This is a genomic window from Actinomadura terrae (genome assembly GCF_022751215.1).
GTDB lineage: Bacteria > Actinomycetota > Actinomycetes > Streptosporangiales > Streptosporangiaceae > Spirillospora > Spirillospora terrae.
On sequence record NZ_JAICDG010000007.1, the window covers coordinates 320,633 to 337,933 of the forward strand.

Here is a 17,301-nt window from a genome sequence, read left to right on the forward strand (position 1 = left end):
ATGGGCGGCTGCTCACTCCCCGTAGAGCTGGCGGAGCCGGTCATTGAGGTCGCGCTCCCTTTCGTCGTCGAAGGCGAAGTGCGGTTCGCTGAAGAAGTCGTCCCCACCGGAGGGCTCTCCGAGGACGGTCAGCAGACTGGCGCGCAGCGCGGCGAGGTCGCCGTCGGGCAGCGCGCCCATCGCGGGCAGGTCCGGGCCGGCCGCGACCACGAGCGCCGCGTCGCCGGGCAGGAACAGCACGACGACCACGGGGTGCTCGGCGCCGCGCGTCTCCAGCTCGCCGCGCAGGTCGGCGGTGAGCGTCCCGGACCGGCGCAGGACGGTGAGCTTGGGCTCCAGGTCCGCGCAGACGGCGGCGATCGCGTCCCGCAACGTGCCGGCTCCGTCCGCCCCCGGCCCGGACAGCGCCGAGCCGGGGGTGAGGCGGACGGAGGTGCCGAGGTCGATGAGCCCGCCGAGCACCGGATGCGCGGCGCCGTCCCGCAGGACGTCGGCCGCGTCCGGTGCCTCGACGAGGTAGACGGCGGCGGTCAATGGCACCCCCCGCCGCAGCTGCCGCAGCCGCCGTCGGTGCCGCACACCGAGGCCGGCGCCTTGATCTGCGTGAACCCCTCGCGGGCGAACAGCAGCCCGGCGCCGAGGGCGTCGCGGCCGAGCGCGACCATCAGGATCCGGTCCACGCCGATCGCCGCGCCCGACATCGGCGGCATGCCCGCCTCCGCGCTGATCATCAGCGCCTCGTTGGTCGCGACGTGCGGCATGCCGCTGGCGACGCGGTGGCTGCGCCGCGCGTCGTAGCGGGCGCGCAGCTCGGGGCCATCCACGAGGTTCTCGTAGGCGTGGGCCAGCTCCAGCCCTCCCGGGAAGTACAGCTCGGAGCGCAGCGCGACCCGCTCGTCGGACGGGTCGAGCCTGGTGTGCAGCGCGAGGTCGGCGGGGAAGTGCGTGACCCACAGCGGCTGGCGCAGGCCGGGCAGGACGTGCGCGTCCATCGCCTCCTCCAGCCAGGCGCGCCGCCACGGCACCAGCGGGTCGGGCAGCTTGATCTCGCATCCGGCGGCGCGCAGCGCGTCGGCGAGCCCGGCGGCGCTGCGGGTGTCCTCGGCCAGGATGTCGACGCCGAAGGTGCTCTTGAACAGCTCCGAGTAGGTCACGCGCGGGAACGGGCGGTTGACCCGCACCGGCGCTCCCTCCCAGCGGAGCCCGTCGCCGCCGAACCGCCGCAGGCACTCCCTGACCAGCTCGTCGGAGAGCGTGAGCGACTCCTCGAAGGTCATCAGCCGGCGGTAGTACTCCAGCGAGTAGAACTCGACCAGGTGCCCGTCGTCGGGGGTTTCGGCGCGCACGTTGGTGGACAGTTCAAACACCGCCGGCAGGCCCGCGGTGAGGTAGCGCTTGAGGTACTCCTCGGGGTCGGTGCGCAGGTGGAACCGGCGGCCTCCGATCGGCTCGGTCATGGCCTGCTCGACGTGCCCCATCTCCGCCTGGGCCTGGAGGAACGGGGTGACGGCCTCGACGAAGCCCCGGTCCGACAGGCGGGTGCGCAGCAGGTTCATCATCTGCGCGCGGTCGATGACGGCCTGAAGCCGGCCCGGGTCGCGCATCCAGGCGAACTCGGCGGCGATCGGGCCGCTCGCCGGGCGCAGCGCCTGCTTGATGACGGTGACCTCGGACGCCCGCAGCGCGCAGGCCGCCGCGTCCCACTGCCCGGTGACGCCGACCCAGGCGCCTTCGGGCGCGTCGGCGCCGGTCACCGTCACGGTCTCGGGGCCGTCGGCGAGCGTCAGCAGGGACGGCCCGGCGGTCGTCGCGCGTCCCACGACCCGGACCTCGTCGCCGTGCGCGGTCTCGCCCGCGCACACCGACGCGACGGTGGCGGTGGCCTGGAACGGGAGCCCGGTGCCATTCACGGCCTCTCCCTTCCCGGCCGTGGCGAGGTCGGCGTCCCCGGGAACGGTGGAGGCGTCGGCCGTGGTCCGCACCAGGGCAGGCGGCACGACGCTGCGCGGCCCGCGCACCGTCGGCTTGTGCTCCTGGGCCAGCGACACCGGCTCCGTCTCGCACAGGCAGCTCGTCTCGTACCTGCGCTGGACGATGTAGTCGGTGCTGTGCAGCAGGTCCCACAGGTCGCCGTCGTCCACGTGCCGGGCCGGCGACGGGAGCTGCGACTCCAGGATCGCGATCCGCGGCGAGAGGTAGCCGCGCGAGGTCACCACGGCCTTGCAGGTGCCCATCGAGCAGCTCGTGGGGCTCAGCAGCCCCTCGACCCGCGCCGCCTGCTCGGGAGTGGGGTCGTAGCTGGCGTTCCCGAGCGTGCGCCCGTTGTGCTGGATGATCTCGATGATCTGCGCCAGCCCGTGCTCCTCGGCGAACGGGACGATCGTGTCGGCGACCTCGTCGGCGTTGCGGTGCTCCACGACGACCTCGACGCCGAGCCGGTCGCGGGGGAACTCGTCCATGAGCCGCGCCATGCCGACGGGGACCTGGACGCCGTTGTAGTCGGTGAAGCGGTACTTGGACGCGTCGATGCCCATCATCGTCCCGACCAGGTCGGGCTCGGTGCTCCACATCTTCATGTAGAACGAGACGGGGTAGCCGTCGAGGCGGGCGACCACGTCCTCGGGCTCGCAGTCCCAGTACTTGCGGGAGGTGAACGGGTCGGAGAACACCAGCCCGTTGGTGAAGACGATCGCCTCCAGCCCGTGCTCCTTGCAGCTGTCGAGGAACCGCCACCAGCCGCGGTCGATGGTGGGCTCGCCCTCACCTGGCACGTAGACGTACCCGGCGCCGAGTTCGGCGGCCTGGCGGAGCACCGCGTCCCGCTGCTCGGCGGTCGTCTCGCCGCGCTTGGCGCGCCGGTCGGTGAAGCAGATGGGGCAGTCGGCGTTGCACGCGCCGGTCATCATCATCACGAGGAAGGCCAGGCTCTCCTGCCTCCCCTTGGCGACGAGGTCGGCGAGGTCGTCCGGGCCGGCCGACAGCAGGCGCTCCCGCAGCTCGGCCCACTCCGGCTTGCCCTCCATGAACGCCATGGTCCACGGGTCGTAGCCGCGCAGGTGGTCGGCGACCAGGTTGACGGTGGTCGCCGCCTGCCAGCGCTCGTAGGGCACTCGTTGCGCGGGGAATCTGCGGTCCCTGGTGCTGCAACTCATTCGGGTCCTCCCATCCGTGGGGGCGAAAGAGCGGGCTGGTCGGAGAAGGCCGGATGCACCGGCAGTGAGTCGACCTGCCACTGGCGGGCGAGGCCGGCGAAGTGCGCCCGTTTGCGGGCGCTGATCGTGCGGGCGAACGACTCGACGCGTCCCCGCAGCGCCGGATCCAGGACGAACAGCACCCCCCAGGCGGGCCGCAGCCGCGCGCCGCGCAGCAGCTTGGCCTGGTGGGAGCCGCCCCCGTACTCGATGCGGCGGTAGCCGTGCTCGATCGCGTAGCGGATGAGCCGCGCGTAGGCGAGGGGGAAGTAGTCCTCACGCGGGGCCGCGCTGCCGAAGAACTTGGCGTACAGGGTGTCCGCACGGCGCAGCACGAGGGCGGCGCTGCGCGCGGGACGTCCGGGCTGGGCCACGGTGAGCAGGGTGCGGGGCAGCGCGCCCTCGGCGATGGCGCGGACCATGTCCTCCGGGACGGGCGCGCGCGGGTCGAACCCGGCGCTGGTGGCGTGCAGCAGCGGCACCACGTCCCGGTGCTCGGCGGTCAGCCCCTTGTCCTCCCGCTCCGCCCAGTGCAGGTTGCGCAGGTCGGGGATGTTGCGGCCCTGCCGCAGGGACCGTCGCGACGAGCCGAGCGCGCGGTGGTAGCCGTCCATGTCGTCCCACTCGACGTCCAGGACGGCGTCGGCGCCGGCCAGCAGCCGGATCCCGCCTGCGTCGGTGAGCGCCCGGATGAAGGCGGCGTCGTCCTCGTCGAACAGGTAGTGCGCGAACAGCATGGACGCGCCGGTCCCGGCGGCGTGCTCCAGCAGCCGCCCGACCAGCCCCGCCATCTCGCCGGCGTCCGCTCCCGCCGCGGAAGAGGGGTCGCCGGTGAAGGCGCCGCCGCGGTACCCGTACGGGCTCACCGTCACCAGCACCGACGCGCGTCCGGTGGCGCGGCGCACCCCCTCGGTCAGTTCGGGCACGTCGGCGGTGAACGTCCGCTCCCGCTCCCCGCTGAGGATCTCGATCGGATCGTGGAAGTAGTGCGGCCGGTCGGCGCGCTCGACCGTCCAGGCGGGCACCGCCGCGCGGCCCGCCGGGCCGGTCAGCAGGCGGACGCGCCCGCCCCACCCCGCCGCGTCGTACCACGCGGGGCTCTGCAACGGGGACCGCGCGGCCGACAGCCGCGTCCACACCCGCCGCTCCGACGTCCGGGCCCCGCTCACGGGCCGGTCTTCCGCCCGGCGAGGAAACTCGTGCCTTGCAGGTCGGGCTCGCCTTCCAGCCCGAGCAGGTCGAGCAGCGTCGGGGTCACGTCGAGGATGGAGGCGTCCCGCGACTCGGCGGGCGCGAGGCGGCCGGGCGCGGCGAGGGCGTACATGCCGTCCCGGGAGTGGTTGGCCTCGTCGACGCCGGTGTCGTTGGCCTTGATCCAGCTCTGCCCGAACCCGACGCTGCCGATGCCGCGCCACTTCTCCTCGCCGAAGAACACCAGCAGGTCGGGCGGGATGCCGCGGACCCGCCGATACAGCTCCTGCGGGGTGCGCACCTCGTTGTGGACGACGCCCTCCGCGCCCAGGTCCACCACCGACAGCAGCGCCCGCACCTCGTCGGCCAGCGCCGGGACGTCCGAACGCGCCACCTGCCCCTGCGGCTCGCGGCCGGCGACGTTGAAGAAGATCCGCGAGTAGTAGCCGCCCTCGGCCCACACCCGCGTCCGCGTCCAGTCGACGAGGTCGGGGGTGAGCGGGGTCGGGCCGACCGGGTCCTCGCGCAGGACGAGCAGCCCGGCCTCGCGCAGGATCTCGTTGACGCACAGGCCGCCGTGCATGGCGGTCGCGCCGTGGTCGGACGCGATCAGCACCGCGCAGTCGGGACCGACGGCCTCCAGCAGCGAGGCGACCTGCCCGTCCAGGAACCGGTAGTAGTCGGCGATGGCGTTCTGGTGCTCGGAACCCTCCTGGTGGGAGGGGTGGCGGGGGTCGTGGAAGTGCCAGAAGCAGTGGTGCATGCGGTCCGGCCCGATCTCGTGCACCATCGCCAGGTCCCACTCGCGGGTGGTGACGAGGTGGCGCATGAGCGTGAACCGGCGCTCGGTCATCTCGTAGACGGTGCTCAGCACGTCCGTGAGCGCGGCCGACCGGAACTCCGGCACGTCGAACAGGTACTCCCCCACCACCGAGCCGACCTCGTCGGCCAGCGACGCCGGATGCGTGAAGGGGGCGCCGGCGGAGACCGGACCCTCGAACCCGCTGACCAGCGCGCCCTCGATCGGCGGCGGCGGCGAGGTCTGCGGCACCCCGACCACGACGCTGGGACGTCCCGCCGCGGTGAGCCGGTCCCAGACGCGCGGGGCCCGCACCATCGTCGCGTTGGCCTGCACCAGATCGCCGTAGGCGAAGCTGCGCCGGTTGCGGAAACCGTAGACGCCCAGCTCGCCGGGGTCGCGCCCGGTGAGCATGCTGGTCCAGGCGGGGACGGTGATGGGCGGCAGGGTGCTGACCAGGACGCCGCCGACACCGCGCGCGGCCACCCCGGCCACCGTCGGCATCAGCTCGTCCGCCGGTGGGCGCAGCACGTCCGGCACCATGCAGTCCAGCCCGACGACCAGGACGCGACTCATTGCGCGACTCCGCCGTGGACCTTGAACTTGCCCGCGATGTCGGCCAGCGTCGTCTCGGCCGTGTCCGCCACCTCGTTCAGCGGGCGCTCGGCGATCAGGTGGCTGTGGCTGCCGCGGTGGAACTCCTTGTAGATGGTGAACCCGGCCTCGCTCACCAGGTCCTTGAGCGTGCTCCACGGCAGGATGTAGGCCTTGTCCTTCAGCAGCGAGAAGTAGAAGTCGTGCATGGCCTGGTCGGCGAAGCCGCTGTAGCTGAAGCAGTGGCCCAGCGCGAACACGCCGCCGGGGCGCAGCGCCCGCCAGATCTCCCGGAGCCGGGCGGGCTTGTCCTCGATGAAGTGGAAGGCGCCGTTGAACAGGACGCCGTCGAACGACCCGGGCATCAGCGGCGGCAGTCCGGTGTTGAGGTCGCGTTCGATGAACGACACCTGCGCGCCCGGGTACAGGTTGGTGCGGGCGATCTCCAGGAAGTCGGTGGACTTGTCCACGCCGAGCACCGTGCACGCCGACTCGCTGAACTCGGCCAGCCGGACGGCGCCGAAGCCGGGCCCGCAGGCCAGGTCGAGGAAGCGGTTGCCGCGGGCGGTCATCTCCCGGACGGCCAGCATCCGGCCGAAGTCGTACAGCGGGTTCTGGAGGTTGGTGCGCCAGGCCGTCTCGTACTCGCCGTTGAACTTGATGGCCGCGTCGGGGGTGCGCAGGAACGACAGGTCGTCGCCCAGCATCGCCTTGTTCCCGTTGCGGATCAGCTCGGCGTGGCCCTCCCCGTACCAGAAGTCGAGCTTGTCGTACTTGGGGGCGTAGCGTTCCGGGGCCGAGGCGGTCTGCTGCCGCTTGGCGCGGAACACCGGGACGCCGCCGTGCTGGCGCTGCTCGACGGCGCCGGTCGCCACGAGCACCTTCAGCAGGTGGAGGACCTGGTCGGCGCGCTCGGGGCGGAACCCCATCGTGCGGACGATGTCGTCCACCGCGCGGAAGTGGGTCAGCGCCGTCATCAGCCCCGAGGTCTGCGCCACCTCTCGCACGGCGTTGTTGAAGATGTCCGCGGACTCGATCGCCGCGGTGAACAGGGTCTCCTCGGACTTCATGATGTGCCTGCCTCGTGTTCGACGCCAAGGGCGGAGAAGTTCAGCGGCCGGCCGTCACACCGTCGCGGTGGACGCACCCCCATCAACTCGGCGAAGGTGGGAGCGAGATCCACCATCGAGACCGGGTGGCGGGCCACGGCGCCGCCGGTCAACGACGGGTGGCGGATCAGGGCCAGGGTCATCGCCGACGGCGAGGCCGGGTGGAACGACCCGTGGCCGCTGGTCAGTTCGCTTCCGGGGACGGTCAACTCGAACAGCCCGCCCCCGTGCTCGTGATCAGGCCCGTGCTCGTGACCGGGCTCGTGCTCGTGATCAGGCTCGTGCTCGTCCGTGCGGATTCTGGTGGCGGGCTCGTAGCCCTTGTCCATGGTGAAGAACAGGTCGGGGGCGGTCTCCCCGGCCTGCCCGAAGGCGCGCATCTCGGTCTCACCGAGGACGGCGGTGACGACCGGCCGTCCGGTCCGCGGGTCGGTGAGCCCGCGCAGCGCCGAGGTCAGCTCGACGCGCAGCGCGGCGGCCTCCTCGGCGGGGACGCTCCCGCCGGGCCAGCGTCCCGCGGTGTTGAGGAAGATCATGCCGGGGAACAGGCCGTAGGCGCGGGTGCGCGTCCAGTCGATCTCCCCGTCCGGCGCGGTGGTCAGCCAGCCCCGCTCCCGCAGGAAGTCGTTGAGGAAGAACAGGGTGTGGACGGTGTCGTGGCCATGGTCGCTGACCAGCGCGAACGCGTCCCGTTGCGGGGTCGCGGCGACGGCCGTCCCGATGAGCCGGTCGAGCAGCCGGTAGGTCTCCCGCAGGAAGTCGAGGTGCTGGTCGCGGTCGCGCTCGTGGAAGGGGTGCTCGGGGTCGAGGGACGCGCCCGCGATGTGGTGGGCGTACTCGACGACGTGCCAGTGGACGAAGAACCCGCGCGCGGGACGCCGCCCCGCGAGATGGGTGATGACGCTCTCCAGCCAGGCGGTGTGCCGGTCGTAGATCTCCAGCTGCGTGTCGAGGTCGATCAGGCCGTTCATGAAGTCGAACGTGCCGGTCCATTCGGCGACCGGCCCGGCGGCCGTGACGAGCTCCTCGCCGATGTGCTCCGGGCGGGCGAAGCCGGTGGTGCGGTGCCCCTCGCCCCGGTAGAGCCGCAGCACGCGCTCCCGCGGGTCGAGTTCGAGCAGCTTGAAGCGGTAGGCGTGGGGGCCCCGGGCCGACTCGCCGTGCACCCAGTCCGACCACTGCCCGGGGGCGAGGTCGGCGACGGCGTCGCGCGCGTCCTTGGTCGGGCTGATGATCAGCCGGGGGCCGTCGGGGCCGCCGAGCGCGAGCGCGTGCAGCAGCAGCCGGGACCGCTGCCCCGCCGGGGACAGCGTGAGCACCGTCTCGAAGGCGGGTTCGGCGCCGTCGGGGAGGCCCGTCCAGTTGAGCGGGTCGCGCGGGGTGGCGGGCGTCCAGCCGGACGTGCCCGGGTCGTCGATGCGCCAGTGGTCCTCGTAGCCGCGCGGCACCGAGCAGCAGCCGTCGGCCGCGGCCTCGGGCGGCTGCACGCCGCTGTAGTAGCACGTCGAGGAGAGGTCTTCGAAGACGCAGGTGATGTCGGCGTAGCCGCCCGCGCCGTCGACCTGGACGACGCTGTCGAGGCCGTCCTTCGGGGGCCAGCTCCCGGGGTACTTGACGACGGTCGCGGGCAGGCCCTCGTCGGCCAGCACCTCCCATAGGTACTCGGCGTTCGACAGCGTCCGGGAGAACCCGTTGCGGATGCGGTCGGGGGCCTCGCCGGGGGTGGGGAGCAGCAGGTTGCTGATCCCGAGGGTGGCGGGGTGCGCGCCGGACGCGATGGTCAGCCATCCGGGGGCGGTCACCGCGGGGAGGGTCGGGATGACGTCGAGCCGGGCGGCCTCGGCCATCAGCTTGGCGCAGTTGGGCATGATGCCCTCGCCCACGAACCGGCGCAGGGCCGCCGGGGGCAGTCCGTCGATGCCGAGCAGGAAGAGGTTCCCCACGTTCGTCCTCACGAGTCGGAAGCGTTCACGAGTCGTCTCCGTTGCGGCGCAGCGCGCCGGAGTAGGTCGCGCACAGCCAGGCCATGCTCTGGCGGAAGGTCAGGTCGTTGGTGTCGTGGTCGAACACCGTGCGGGTGAAGCCGACCTGCTCGACCAGCCGGTGCACCTCGGACGCGCCGTCGGGCGGGAAGATCCGCACGGGGTCGCCGACCGCGATGTGCTGCATCGGCACGGCCGCGCCCTCGCCGAGGACGGTGCCGACGTGCACGATCGCGCCGATCGCCACGAGGACGCCGTCGGCCAGCACCGAGCCGTTGAAGACGCTGGCGTGCGTGGCGATCAGGCATTCCGAGCCGATCACGGCGCCGCTGACATGGGTGGACGGGCCGAGCAGCGTGTGCGATCCGATCGTGGTGGGGTGCCGTCCGGCGCCGCGCACCACCGCGTTCTCCATGACGATCGAGTTCGGTCCGATGGTCACCGGCGCGGATTCGGCGGTGACGACCGCGCCGTCCATGACGACCGCCCCGGGCGCCACCTCGACCCCGCCGGTGAGCACCGCGGTCGGGGCGATCCAGGCTTCGGAGCTGATCTTGGGAGAGCGCCCTCGGATGGATCTCGTCCGAGAATCCGTCCCGTCCACGTTTCCTTTTGCGGACACGCTCACCGACTCCCCCCGGTCCTGCAATCCCCGGTCGTCATAGAAACATCCCCTGGACTTCACCAACAACTGACGAGCAGGCATTTCAACGTTTTTCAACCTTCTTCAACGTTTTTCAACGCAGCGCGCGCAGGCCAAAGATCATCAGCGTGTGACGTGCACGGACGGCGGCTCCGCCGCCGCCAACGGGTCTCGCGGCCCTAGCGCGGCGCGAAGGGCTCGTCGTCCGGCGGGACGACCAGTTCGGCGCGGTTCCGCATTTCGAGCTTGGCCAGAATGCGCCGCACATGGGACCTGATCGTCACTTCCGTGACGGTCAGAACCCGCGCGACCTCCTTGGTCGAATGGCCGCGCACCAGCAGTTCGTACACCTGGCGCTCGCGCATGCTCAACCGGTCGAGCCGGCGCGGGACGCCGGCGGCCGGACGGGCGGCGCACGCCCGCGCGAGGCCCAGGAACATCTGTCCGGCCACGCACGGCGACACCGTGACGCCGCCCGCCTCGACGCAGCGCAGGTCGGCTTCGATGGTGTTCAGCCCCTCGCGCAGGCACAGCACGCCGCGGAGCTGGAGGCGGCTGGCCTCCACCAGCGGCAGGTCGCCGCCGCAGTCGAGCATGAGGACGACCCTCGGCCACCCCGGCGAGGGGGGCGGCGAGGCGGGGCCGGCCTGCTCGGCGGGGGCGACGGCCTCCGCCGGGCCGGCGGCGGGACGGCCGAGCAGCAGCCGCCGGGCCAGCGCGAGCCCCGCCGCTCCCGAGGACGCGGCGACCACCACCACCCGGCCCGACGTGGTGGCCTCGGCCGCGCTCAGCCGCCGGTCCCCGAGGGACGTGGCCACCACGTCGATGCCGGGCGTCTTCTCCAGGACCGCGGTCAGGCCGAGGAGCGACAGCGGATTGTCGGTGTGCAGCTCCACTGCGATGCGCCCGTCCGCTCCGGTATCCCACATGGGCGAGCGAGGGTCGCCACGTCCGTCAGATCGCACGGCCACTCTCCCTTCCGCTTCCGCTTCCGCTCTTCGCGGTTTCGCGGGCCGTCCCCCCGGCTGCGGGGACGTGCGGGAACCGGCCCCGCCGGGAATCAGCCCTGCGCCAGAAGAATCACGGCGGTGACCGAAGGCCCCACCACGATCGCCGGCAGCAGATTGGCCACCGGGATCTCTTTCAGCTCCAGCATCCGCACACCCACACCGAGCACGAGGACCCCGCCGATGGCCGACATGCAGCTCACCACCACGGGATCGATTCCGCTTCCGACCAGTTTCGCGAGAATTGTCAGCCCGCCCTGGTAGGCCCCCATGGGAAGCAGCGAGAAACCGACACCCCAGCCGAGGCCGGACGCCAGGGCCAGCGCGGCGAACCCGTCCATGAGGGATTTCACGGCCAGGATCTGGAAGTTTCCCGTGAGGCCGTCCTCAAAGGCGCCGAGAACGGCCATCGGACCAATGCAGAACAGCAGCGTCGCCGCCAGGAAACCGGTGAGGAACGTCCCTTCCCCGGCGCTGGAGAAACGGCGCTCGAAGAACACTCCGAGCCGTTTGAGCTGCCATTCGATATCGACGAATCCGCCCACCATCCCGCCCACCACGAGCGAGCCGAGCACGATCAGCGACGCCAGGTCGCCAATCTCCTTGGCGAACCCGCCGGTCAGCGCCTGGGTCGCCTGCTGGACGCCCAGGATGATGATGAACAGGCCGATCGCGCCGAGCACGAGCTCGCGCAGCTTCTTGGAGACGCGGTCGCCGAGTACGACGCCGGCCGCCGTGCCGACCGCGATGGACACGACGTCGAGCACCGTTCCCAGCCCCGTCACGGGACCCTCTCCCGCAGCCTGCGGGCCGCCTCCTCCAGAAGGTCGTCCTCCAGCGAGAAGCAGGCCCGGACGTAGGGTACTCCCGGGTCGTCGACGTAGAAGGCCTCACCGGGGATGGTCGCGACCCCCGCCCTGTCCAGCAGCAGATCGGCCGCCTCGTGCCCGGTCTTGACACCGAGGCCGGCGCAGTTCACGAACAGGTAGTAGGCGCCTTCCGGGAGATCGACCTCCGCGCCGCAGTCCGCGAACGCCTCGGCCAGGCGGTCGCGCTTCCTCCGGTAGAGGGTGCGCAGGTCCTCGTAGTAGGTGTCGGGGAAGCGCAGCGCGTGGCAGGCCGCCTGCTGGAGCGGCGTCGGCGCGCACACCGTGAGGGTGTCGGCCGCCGTGCGGATGGCGGCGGTCAGCTCCGGCGGCGCGACCGTGTACCCGAGGCGCCAGCCCGGGACGCTGTACGACTTGGACAGGCCCGAGATCATCACCGTGCGGTCGGCGGCGTCGCCGACCCGCGCCGGGGACAGGTGCGGGCCCTCGGTGTAGTAGATGTGCTCGTAGATCTCGTCCGTGACGATGAGCAGGTCGTGCTCGCGCGCCACCTCGACGACGGCGGCCAGCTCGTCCGCGGTGAAGCGGCGGCCGGTCGGGTTCGAGGGCGTGCAGACGACGATCGCGCGGGTCGTCTCCGTCACGGCCGCCTCGAGCGCCTCGCGTTCGATGGTGAACGACGGGGCCCGCAGCGCGACCGGCTGCGGGACGACGCCGAAGAACCGCATGCACGCCACGTGGTAGCCGTAGAACGGTTCGAGCACGAGCATTCCGTCGCCCGGATCGAGGAACGCCGCCAGGGTCGCGTTGAACGCGCCCGTCGCGCCGACCGTGGCGACGATCTGCCGGTCCGGATCGACGTCCATTCCCTGGTGGCGGTCCAGCGCCTCGGCGAGGGCGGCGCGGAAGCCGGTGTCGCCCTCGGCGTAGCTGTAGGAATGGTCGAACGACACGAACGACTTCGCGGCCGTCTTCAGCAGGTCGTCCGGCGGTGGCACCCGGCACAGGCCCTGGCCGAGATTGACCCCGCCCACGGCCTCGCACCGCACCGTCATCGCCCGGATCGGCGACTGGCCGCGGCCTTGGAATCGCTTGGCGATCCGCATTATCTCCCCCCTAGTTCAACAGAGCGCATCAGGCGGCGCTCCATCCGCCGTCCACGGGGATCACGGCTCCGTGGACGAAGTCGGCGGACTCCGACGCCAGGAACACCGTGGCTCCCACCAGGTCGTCGGGCCGCCCCCAGCGGCCTGCGGGAACCCGCGCCATCAGGCCGCGTTCCCTGGTCTCGTCCTCCTGTAGTTCGCGCGTCAGGTCCGTGCGGATGTAGCCGGACGCGATGGCGTTGACATTGACGCCGCGCGGCGCCCACTCGGTGGCGAGGGCGCGGGTGAGCTGGACGAGCCCGCCTTTGCTCACGGCGTAGGCGACGACGTTCCTGCCGCCGGAGTAGGCGAGGACCGAGGCGATGTTGACGATCTTCCCGGCGCCCCGGTCGAGCATCAGGGTGCCCGCCTCCCGGCTGAGCCGGAACGCGGAGCTGAGATTGACGTTGATGATCTCGTCCCAGGCGTCGTCGGGAAACCGCTCGGCCGGGTGCCGCTGGATAGTGCCCGCGCAGTTCACCAGAATGTCCAGCCCGCCGAATTCGGAATCGACCTCGCCGACCAGGCGCGTGGGCGGCTCGTTGGACGCGGCGTCCCACACCAGGCCTTTCGCCGCGACGCCGGCGGCGCGCAACTCGGCGTCCGCGGCGGAGACCGTCTCGTCCCGGGAACCGGTGAACGCCACCCGCGCGCCCGCCTGGGCGAGCCCCATGACCAGTGCCCGTCCGATCCCCCGCGTCCCCCCGGTGACCAGGGCGACCTTTCCGTCAAGGGCAAATGTCTTCAGCATTGGACCGCCATTGTCGAAGGTGCTGTCCAAGGAATTTGTGGGCTGCCGTCCCGTCCGCCGGCCCCGTGCCGGGGCCGGCGGACGGTCGGGCGGGGGCGTGTCAGGCGTTCGCCTCGGCGAGAATGGTCGTGCTGTGGTACCAGGGGTTGCCGGCGGCCTCGGAGATCAGGTCGCGGGACTGCACGTCGTAGTAGTTCCCCAGGTCGAGCGTGATCAGCTGGACGAGGTTGAGGGCCCAGAAGTACTTCTGGAGGAACCCCTCCCCCGGAATGTCGATCTTGTGGACGGTCACGTTCCGATTCTGCGGAACGTCGGCGGTGAGCAGCCCGACCAGGTTGTCCATCTTCCGCTGCGTGTAGTCGTCCTCCTCGCCGTCGGCGAAGATCAGCACCGTGTGCGCGCGGACCGGGTCGGAGAGCGTGGCGATCTCGCTGTGGCAGAACTCGTGGAAGTAGTTCCTGGTCGCGGGCGTCATCGCGATCTCGTTGAAGTGCATCTTGGCCAGCTTCATCAGGCTCTCGTGCCACTTCGGCGAGCCGATCATCGCGATGTTGGAGTCCCGGGCCGACAACGCGATGGCGCGCGCCCGCTCCCGCTGCGCGGCGTCCCCGGTCAGCACCTCCGGCAGCCGCGACAGGACGGCCTGCTCGTCGTCCTCCAGCAGGCCCAGCGCGTGGAACATGTGGAGGAGGATCGCGAAGTACTGCGTGACGTGGAACAGCGGGTACTCGCGGTCGGGCTCGCTGAGCCGCCAGTAGGCGATGGAGACGTCCGCCTTCCGCCCGGCCTCGGCGAGCTGCCCGCCCGAGGTCAGCAGCAGGACGCGGTCACGGGCGTGCGACAGCGACTCGAAGGCGCGCAGCGGCTCCTGCGAATGGCCGCTGTAGGAGCTGATGATGATCAGGGTCGCGTCGTCGTCGACGATGCTGGAGGGAAGCAGGAAAGGGAATTCGTAGTCGTTGACCACGAAGACCTCGATCGGGGAGCCGATCTCGGCGAAGTAGCCGCGGATGATGTCCGACACAATGGCCGAGCAGCCCATGCCGGTGAACACGATGCGCTTGAACGTTCCACTCTTAATCCGTGCGCGTAGGTCGGGCTTGACGTCGTCGATCGCGTACTCCTCGGGCTTGAGGAAGCCCGCGAAGTATTCTTTGGAGATGAACCGGCCGTAACGTTCCAGGCGACTTTCCATGGCGCACACTCCAGCGTGGTTGGGACATCACGAGATTCGTGCCCAGCTGCACACGGGAAATCCATCGGCCCACTCCGTGGTCTTACAGGGACCGATCCTCCCCGTCGGGGCAAGAGTAAGCAGGGCCCCTTTGGACAATCAAGGCCGCTGCGGCACCTTGATCACCCGGCGGCGCGGCCGCACCGGAGAGCCGACCCAGAATTTGCAGCTCAGAAGAGATCTTGGGGCGCCTGACGCAGCCGCCTGTGATCCACGTAACAGCAGCCTCGCCGGCAACTCCCCTGAATCCAGACAGAAGGCAATCGGAGTGCAATCGCGCCTCAGTCGACACACCGAACCATGAACCGCTCCAACTTTTGGGAACGGGCGGGCAAGATTTTTTGCGAAGACCTCAATCCGGCCGCCTTGAATTCGATCGTTCCAACGACAACCGGCCCCGCGCCCCCGCCCTAGGACCCTCTCAACTGGACTGACCTGCGGCACTCCCGCCGCCCCGGCCGCAACGACGTCTAAAGGGACTCGCGCTTTCCCTGGAAACGGCCGTGCCGCATCAAGTTGGTTGATGCAGCAACTAATGCAGGGTGGGTGCTCCCCGCGCGTCCGGCGCTCCCGGCTACGCCGAGCCACGCCCATGGACCGCGGCCGCCCGGGCCCCCGGCAGCCCTGGCCCGGCCCGGGCGCAGCCCCGGCCCTGCCGAGCCTTCGAGGCCGTGCCGGGGAGCGCCGGCGTTGATCTCGTAATGATCGTCTCTGTTCCGCTCCATACCGACATCCCCGAGAACAGCGGCTCCTTCGGCCCCGCTCACCTCATCGTCAACAAAGAGCCAGTACTTGTTCCTGGACCTGGAACCGCCCACTTCCCGATGTGATCATCGGCTGGTGATCAAGCCCCGGCCCCGGTCTCGGCCAGTGCCGTTGCCAAGGCCGCCGCGCCAGTGAGGGGCCTCGGCGCGCGCGTCGTCGCACGGAGCGGTATTCACGCGCTCCAGGCCGGTGGGGAAAATCGGAAGCCGGCTCGTCCAGATCCGGACATGGCGGCTGACTCCGCGGCGGTAATAGGCTTTGCTGGACAAATTCGCGCGCGCCACCCATTTCCGCCGCCGTGGTCCGCAGAACGGAGTCCCGGCCGCCGGGCCGCCGTGCCGGGCGGTGCTGAGGCGGCTGTCCACGATTCGAAGCGAAGGGCGTGATTTCATGCACATCGCCGTCCGCCACATGTTTGTTCCTCTCACCGTGGGAGCCGTCGCCTTCACCGGCCTGACTGTGCCCGCACAAGCCGCGTCGCATCCCTCGGCGGTGAGGGCCGCCCGATGGCAGGCGACCCAACTCGACGCCAAGGGCGGTATCTTCAACGACCAGTTCAACTTCACCGACTGGGGACTGACCGCCGACACGGTCATCGCCCTCAAAGCGACCGGCGTGAAACCGCAGATCGCCAAGAAGTCGACCGCCTACATCGCCGCGCACGTGCGCTCGTACAACAGTCTCGACGACTCGGGCCAGCCCGGCGTCCGCTTTTCCGGTCCGACCGGCAAACTGCTCTACCTCGCCACCGCGACCAAGTCGAACCCGCGGAACTTCGGGGGTTTCGACCTGCGCGCCGAATCGCTGGCCCTCATGACGAAGTCCGGCGTCAACAAGGGCCGGTTCCAGGACAAGGGCACCACCGACTACAGCAATAGCTTCGGGCAGTCGCTCAACATCCTGGGGCTCGCGCGGTCCGGAGGCGTCCCCAGCGACGCGGTGAAATTCCTCATCAAACAGCAGTGCGCCGCCGGTGGCTTCCGCCTCTTCCCCGACACGGCGGCGCCCACCTGCGACCAGGCCACCAACCCGATCCTGGATCCCGACACGACCGGGATAGCGGTGCAGTCCCTCCTCACCGCATACAAATCGGGGAACAAGGCGGCGGGTCCCGCCGCCCGCAAGGGCGCGCTGTGGCTGCTGGGGCAGCAGGCCGCGGACGGCTCCTTCAAGGGATCAGGGCCGACCGCCAGTCCCAACACCAACAGCACCGGCCTGGCCGGGCAGGCGCTTCGCGCCGTCGGCCAGTCGGGTCTGGTGAGCAAGACGAAGGCGCGCGCGCTCAACGCGGGTGCCGCCAAGGCGGGCCGCTGGGTCAGGACGCTGCAACTGACCCCCGGCAACGCCGGCAAGGCGTCCGGTGACGTCGGGGCCATCGCCTACAACAAGGCGGCCTTCACCGAGGCACAGCAGAACGGCATCACCCCCGCGAAACGCGACCAGTGGCGCCGGGCCAACCCGCAGGCGCTCCTGGTCCTCGCCGGCGTCGCGCTCGGAGACATCGGCAAGTAGCTCTGACGACCGAGCTCGTCCTCTTGGCGGTGACCGCCTGCGACGGGCCGGTGGTCGGGTGTGCGGTCGGAACAGGGAAGCGGCCCTGCTCGGTGGCGCGATCGGCGCCACCGAGCAGGGCGCGAACGTAGCGGGCGGCTGCTCGACCGGCCGTCCCCCCGTTATTGCGACTTTATTGCAAGTGCGACCTGTGCCACCATGAGTGGTGTAGGCGACGGCGGAACGAGGAAGCCGGTGTGAATCCGGCGCGGTCCCGCCACTGTGATCGGCGAGCGGATCCCGATGGCGCCACTGCCCGTGCGAGCGGGTGGGAAGGCGGGGACGAGCGTTGACCCGAGAGCCAGGAGACTCACGCGGTCGCCTCCTCAAGGAACTGGGGCGGATTTCCCCAGAGAGGAGGGCGGTATGCCCGTGGGTTCGCCGGACCCGGTGCCGTGCCGGGTGACGACCGGCGTTACCGAGCCACCTACTTCCCGCGGCGATGACGTGTCGGCCGCCGCCTCCGCCCATCCGCGCGGCCGCGCCGGTGCTGCGCAGAGTGCCACCGCGTC

At 70.9% G+C, this 17,301-nt stretch carries 13 protein-coding genes and 1 riboswitch; of the genes, 1 reads left to right on the forward strand and 12 read right to left on the reverse strand.

Annotated features, from left to right (window positions below):
• Positions 1-12: 12 nt before the first annotated feature.
• From K2F47_RS35550 to K2F47_RS35605, 12 genes are all read right to left on the reverse strand, one after another.
• Complete coding sequence (locus tag K2F47_RS35550; RefSeq protein WP_242910558.1) at positions 13-534, reverse strand: hypothetical protein; 522 nt, start codon at positions 532-534, stop codon at positions 13-15.
• Entirely contained in the window at positions 531-3,152 is a 2,622-nt protein-coding gene (locus K2F47_RS35555; RefSeq protein ID WP_242910559.1) for an amino acid--tRNA ligase-related protein, read from the reverse strand. Before K2F47_RS35555 ends, K2F47_RS35550 begins: the two co-directional genes overlap by 4 nt.
• Positions 3,149-4,360 (reverse strand): peptidogalycan biosysnthesis protein, encoded by a 1,212-nt coding sequence (locus K2F47_RS41605; protein WP_242910560.1) that lies wholly within the window; start codon positions 4,358-4,360, stop codon positions 3,149-3,151. Before K2F47_RS41605 ends, K2F47_RS35555 begins: the two co-directional genes overlap by 4 nt.
• Positions 4,357-5,757 (reverse strand): alkaline phosphatase family protein, encoded by a 1,401-nt coding sequence (locus tag K2F47_RS35565; protein WP_242910561.1) that lies wholly within the window; start codon positions 5,755-5,757, stop codon positions 4,357-4,359. Before K2F47_RS35565 ends, K2F47_RS41605 begins: the two co-directional genes overlap by 4 nt.
• Complete coding sequence (locus K2F47_RS35570) at positions 5,754-6,845, reverse strand: class I SAM-dependent methyltransferase (protein WP_242910562.1); 1,092 nt, start codon at positions 6,843-6,845, stop codon at positions 5,754-5,756. The genes K2F47_RS35565 and K2F47_RS35570 overlap by 4 nt, the downstream gene beginning before the upstream one ends.
• Positions 6,842-8,839, reverse strand: coding sequence for an alkaline phosphatase family protein (locus K2F47_RS35575; protein WP_242910563.1), 1,998 nt, complete (start codon positions 8,837-8,839; stop codon positions 6,842-6,844). Before K2F47_RS35575 ends, K2F47_RS35570 begins: the two co-directional genes overlap by 4 nt.
• A 13-nt stretch (positions 8,840-8,852) precedes the next feature.
• Positions 8,853-9,488 carry a gamma carbonic anhydrase family protein gene (locus K2F47_RS35580; RefSeq protein WP_242910564.1) on the reverse strand — a complete coding sequence of 212 codons (636 nt, stop codon included), beginning with the start codon at positions 9,486-9,488 and terminating at the stop codon, positions 8,853-8,855.
• A gap of 200 nt (positions 9,489-9,688) precedes the next feature.
• Positions 9,689-10,438 (reverse strand): LuxR C-terminal-related transcriptional regulator, encoded by a 750-nt coding sequence (locus K2F47_RS35585; RefSeq protein WP_242910565.1) that lies wholly within the window; start codon positions 10,436-10,438, stop codon positions 9,689-9,691.
• Positions 10,439-10,569: 131 nt separating this feature from the next.
• Positions 10,570-11,301: a DUF554 domain-containing protein gene (locus K2F47_RS35590; protein ID WP_242910566.1), complete on the reverse strand. Its 732-nt coding sequence runs from the start codon at positions 11,299-11,301 to the stop codon at positions 10,570-10,572.
• The gene (locus K2F47_RS35595; RefSeq protein ID WP_242910567.1) at positions 11,298-12,449 is read right to left on the reverse strand and encodes a pyridoxal phosphate-dependent aminotransferase; all 1,152 of its coding nucleotides are present in this window, start codon (positions 12,447-12,449) and stop codon (positions 11,298-11,300) included. The genes K2F47_RS35590 and K2F47_RS35595 overlap by 4 nt, the downstream gene beginning before the upstream one ends.
• Positions 12,450-12,477: 28 nt before the next feature.
• Positions 12,478-13,239, reverse strand: a complete 762-nt coding sequence (locus K2F47_RS35600; RefSeq protein ID WP_242910568.1) for an SDR family NAD(P)-dependent oxidoreductase — start codon at positions 13,237-13,239, stop codon at positions 12,478-12,480.
• A gap of 100 nt (positions 13,240-13,339) precedes the next feature.
• Entirely contained in the window at positions 13,340-14,434 is a 1,095-nt protein-coding gene (locus tag K2F47_RS35605; protein ID WP_242910569.1) for an SIS domain-containing protein, read from the reverse strand.
• A 1,194-nt stretch (positions 14,435-15,628) separates the two neighbouring features.
• Between K2F47_RS35605 and K2F47_RS35610 the strand changes: the two genes are divergently transcribed.
• Complete coding sequence (locus K2F47_RS35610; RefSeq protein ID WP_242910570.1) at positions 15,629-16,750, forward strand: prenyltransferase/squalene oxidase repeat-containing protein; 1,122 nt, start codon at positions 15,629-15,631, stop codon at positions 16,748-16,750.
• Between the two features lie 171 nt (positions 16,751-16,921).
• Positions 16,922-17,121: riboswitch (cobalamin riboswitch) on the forward strand.
• The last annotated feature ends 180 nt before the right edge of the window (positions 17,122-17,301 follow it).

What these genes read in the sequence shown, in the direction of transcription:
- K2F47_RS35555 (WP_242910559.1), bottom strand. Translation starts at nt 3,152, where the DNA reads ATGAGTTGCAGCACCAGGGACCGCAGATTCCCCGCGCAACGAGTGCCC.
- K2F47_RS35565 (WP_242910561.1), bottom strand. Translation starts at nt 5,757, where the DNA reads ATGAGTCGCGTCCTGGTCGTCGGGCTGGACTGCATGGTGCCGGACGTG.
- K2F47_RS35570 (WP_242910562.1), bottom strand. Translation starts at nt 6,845, where the DNA reads ATGAAGTCCGAGGAGACCCTGTTCACCGCGGCGATCGAGTCCGCGGAC.
- K2F47_RS35585 (WP_242910565.1), bottom strand. Translation starts at nt 10,438, where the DNA reads ATGTGGGATACCGGAGCGGACGGGCGCATCGCAGTGGAGCTGCACACC.
- K2F47_RS35595 (WP_242910567.1), bottom strand. Translation starts at nt 12,449, where the DNA reads ATGCGGATCGCCAAGCGATTCCAAGGCCGCGGCCAGTCGCCGATCCGG.
- K2F47_RS35600 (WP_242910568.1), bottom strand. Translation starts at nt 13,239, where the DNA reads ATGCTGAAGACATTTGCCCTTGACGGAAAGGTCGCCCTGGTCACCGGG.
- K2F47_RS35605 (WP_242910569.1), bottom strand. Translation starts at nt 14,434, where the DNA reads ATGGAAAGTCGCCTGGAACGTTACGGCCGGTTCATCTCCAAAGAATAC.
- K2F47_RS35610 (WP_242910570.1), top strand. Translation starts at nt 15,629, where the DNA reads ATGCACATCGCCGTCCGCCACATGTTTGTTCCTCTCACCGTGGGAGCC.